At 40.8% G+C, this 3,366-nt stretch carries 3 protein-coding genes and 1 pseudogene; 2 read left to right on the top strand and 2 right to left on the bottom strand.

All coding sequences use genetic code 11. The features are described 5' to 3' along the window. Positions 1-190: 190 nt before the first annotated feature. Positions 191-1,261, bottom strand: coding sequence for a hypothetical protein (locus F6K20_RS30450; protein ID WP_008178089.1), 1,071 nt, complete (start codon positions 1,259-1,261; stop codon positions 191-193). 311 nt (positions 1,262-1,572) lie between these two features. Between F6K20_RS30450 and F6K20_RS40935 the strand changes: the two are divergent. Both F6K20_RS40935 and F6K20_RS30440 read left to right on the top strand, forming a co-directional pair. After that, positions 1,573-1,820: pseudogene (locus F6K20_RS40935) on the top strand (UPF0175 family protein). Continuing rightward, complete coding sequence (locus F6K20_RS30440; protein WP_008178093.1) at positions 1,813-2,007, top strand: PIN domain-containing protein; 195 nt, start codon at positions 1,813-1,815, stop codon at positions 2,005-2,007. The pseudogene F6K20_RS40935 and the gene F6K20_RS30440 overlap by 8 nt, the downstream one beginning before the upstream one ends. Before the next feature lie 13 nt (positions 2,008-2,020). Here the strand turns inward: F6K20_RS30440 and F6K20_RS30435 are convergent, their stop codons facing one another. Then, positions 2,021-3,139: a type III secretion system chaperone family protein gene (locus tag F6K20_RS30435; protein ID WP_008178095.1), complete on the bottom strand. Its 1,119-nt coding sequence runs from the start codon at positions 3,137-3,139 to the stop codon at positions 2,021-2,023. Between the last annotated feature and the right edge of the window lie 227 nt (positions 3,140-3,366).

The following is a 3,366-nucleotide window of genomic DNA, read 5'->3' as shown; positions in this document are numbered from 1 at the left end:
TCAAACTCTTGCGCTTACAAAGGGTGTGAGACTTTTGTCATGTCCTAACTGCCCTGGCGACTGCTATAAAAACAGTTGTGCCGCTACCAACAAAGCGCACAGGACTTTCAACGCTTGGTCGAATTTGAAGTCCATGCCGTTTTTGAGAACCTTTAAGATTTTCATAACCTAACTTATCTCTAATGTTGAGTTAAAAACATCCTTCTACCCATGCCACTTCCGGTAGTTTACCAGCGCGGAAAGTAGTTACCTTACCCTCTGGATTGGTTTCAAAAATCAATCGATAATTTTTATCTGAACTATCCGTTGGTACGAAGGTTGCATATTTACCACCCGGTACATATTGATGGGGTTCAAGTTCTATTTTGTTACCATATACAGACATGACTTTCTCTAATTTATCCCCCACTTTGATACCGCTAATGGTGCTAATCTGGGGAGAACGTGTGTCTACCCTGGCAATTTTTCCTTCTATTGCCATAAACCACAGATTTTCTATGCCTTCTGGCTGAGATATTAAGCAACCATAGTCTCTTCGACTACTAGCGTCTTCTGGCAGTAGTTTAACTTGGCCAGCCTGGGATGCTTCTTCCAGCGTCATGCCCACGGTGATGGGGCCAATGCCATTAATTGCTATTTTAGATTTAGTAGAAAGTCTTTCTCCCTTGCTCCCAGTCTTCAAACAGAGGTTTTCACCACTTAAGTCCCCAAAACAATTGCCGTCTTTGTTGAGGATAACTACCGATTTGATAGTTGAGAACTGTTTGAGGGTAGATTCAATAGCACTGGTAGCTCTGGCATCATAGCCTACCCCAGGGGAAGGAATGGCACGGCAAAACTTGAGGGTGGCGGTTTCTGCTGCAATAGAGAGGGTAAAATCTTTGCCACAGTTGGATTGACCCTTAAGTTGTAGTGCTTCGGTGAAACCAATTTTAGTTTCTGCTTTGGTCGGACCAATAATCAACTGTTCAATGGCAAAAGTAGCCACTGCACGACTAGTGGTGCTTCTGACTACAGGTTCCACATACCTAAAATCCTGATTACTTTGAGGTTGCTTGGGAAAAAAAACCTTAACGTTTTTTTGCTTAGGAGTAGTTTGAGTTTGGGTAGGAGTTGGGGATATTTCTACTTCTGTTATAGGAGATGGAGAGGAAGTGGATGTATCTGGTGGCGGTGTCTGTTGTTCATTACAAGCATTGAGACTCAAGTATGCCAAGAGTATGCTACTCAAGAGTATAGTTTTAGATTTGTGTAGATCCATTGCGCACCTCACAGTTATCCTTGTTAAAGTTAATATAGCGTTTTTTATCCTAATGAGGTGCAAATAATTTTTACCTTCTTACCTGTTCCCTGTTCCCTAAAATCCATGAATTGTGTACCTCATAGCACTGACATGCTCCCTACGGACTATATAGCAATTCTATATCCCATAAGGTACCTATTATCCCCCTAAATCCCCCTTAATAAGGGGGACTTTGAAGTTGATAAGCGTACCTCATAACTGCAAGAAACGCTATACCTTACTTATTAAATAAATGCTATAGTTATAGCAAAGTAGCTTTCCCCTTGATTATGTATCAAGTTACCCTATCTGTTCCAGAAGAAACCGCACAGGCTTTAAACCTAACACCAAACTAGGACAAGAATTATGTTTAAGTGCTGCGATGAAACTTTATGAATTAGGTAAACTTTCCTCTGGTGCTGCTGCTCAACTAGCTGGTATTGAGCGAGTAGTTTTTTTATCTAAGTTGAGTGACTATGGTATCAACACTTTCAGATTAACAGAAGCGGAATTAACAGAGGATTTAGCGAATGCCTAATGTGATTGCTGATACCTCACCAATTCAATATCTCTATCAAACAAATTTACTGGATTTACTACCACAACTTTATGGATCGGTTATTGTACCTCAAGCTGTGGCGAATGAATTAGCTGCTCTAGTATTTCGTCTTGATTACTCCACACGAATGGCTGTTTTGAAACTTGCTGGTGAATTATCTTGGTAAGCCTATTTCTGTCTTAACCCTCAATCCGCAAAATCGCTTCTTTCACTTCCACCTCTGATTCAATTACTGCCATAATTCCTGGTAAATATTCATCCATTGTCATGACGTTAGCGTAAACGATTGGTTTAATTAAAGCAAAACTAAGATTGTCCTCTTTTACATCAATGCTGGTTTTGTAGCGGATTTCTCCATCGTCGAAATCGAATTCAAAATTACCCATAATCATGCCATAGTTGGCGCGAGTGATAAATTCTGTGATGGCTAAGCGCTTGTTTTCTGGAGTCTTAACGGGACAAATTGAATAAAAAACGAATTGTCTGTGTTCTTCTCTGGCTTGGGCGTAGCAAGTCCATTGTCCGTTTTCACCCCGAAATAAAAGACGCAAGGCTGATGTTTCTGGTATCTTGACAAATTGCCATTGATCTGATTCAAAAAAGTTAACTATTGCCGTAAATATTGATTGGTTTGTGGTGGTATCTTCTTCCGTTTCAGAGAATGTTTCATCAACTAATTCGTTGAAAACGCTGCTAATTCCCTCAAGAAATTCAGAGGTAGCGTTTTGGGTAGCTTCAGCTAAATTTGCTTGGGTCCATTCTTGGAAAAAGTTAACAATTCCTGCGGAAAGTTCTTCGCTGGTGGCTTCTGGGTCGTTAATGGTGGAAGGATTAAGGTAGTTCCAGAAGGTGTTATAACCCACTTCACCGTTTGGTTGTTGTTGTTTGACGGATAAGCATAGCCAGCTTTCGGTGTTGAGTAGTTTGTTTGTTAAGGGGTTTTCGGGTTGTTGACAAAGCTGAAGCAGGTAGTTAGCAGCTTCTTCTGCGGTGGAAGCCTTTTCTAATAGCTGTGGCAGTAAATCCGGTTGGAGAGTGGTTTCAATTTGGATATCACCACTGGGGAGAAAGTTACCACCACTCATGGGTGCCCGTACTTCTGGTTTGAGGTTGAATAGTTTTTCGGTGTCGATGCGGTGATAAAGTTCGGGAGTTACGTGGAAGGTAAGACGACATTCGATGATTTGGTCGTTTTGTTTGGTGAGGGATAGGGAAGTTGTGGGAATGGTTAAGGGATTGGAGGACTCGCTTAAGGTTAACTCTTTGTCTAAAGGGAAGTTTTCAGTATAATCATTCATTTTTTTGATAAATTAAAGTAAAGCCAGTTGTCGTTAATCGCAGTCCTGGTTTTAGTTCCAGTACTTTTTTTCGGTGTAAATTTTGAGGAAATTATCGAATGGAAACCACCAATCAACGTTTAGAACAATGGCGTGAAACCCTAGAAAATATTTTAAAGTATTACGCCAATCTTCCTGACCGCTATGGTGATGTGACAACCTCTGTAATTATCAGTGGCGAACGCAAA

This window comes from Moorena sp. SIO2C4, from assembly GCF_010672485.1.
In the GTDB taxonomy this organism is placed as follows: Bacteria; Cyanobacteriota; Cyanobacteriia; order Cyanobacteriales; family Coleofasciculaceae; genus Moorena; species Moorena producens.
The sequence above is the reverse complement of the archived record's forward strand: the minus strand, read 5'-3'. Positions and strand labels throughout refer to the sequence as shown.

Coding starts and splice junctions, on each gene's coding strand:
- F6K20_RS30440 (WP_008178093.1), top strand. CDS start 1,813: ATGCCTAATGTGATTGCTGATACCTCACCAATTCAATATCTCTATCAA.
- F6K20_RS30450 (WP_008178089.1), bottom strand. CDS start 1,261: ATGGATCTACACAAATCTAAAACTATACTCTTGAGTAGCATACTCTTG.
- F6K20_RS30435 (WP_008178095.1), bottom strand. CDS start 3,139: ATGAATGATTATACTGAAAACTTCCCTTTAGACAAAGAGTTAACCTTA.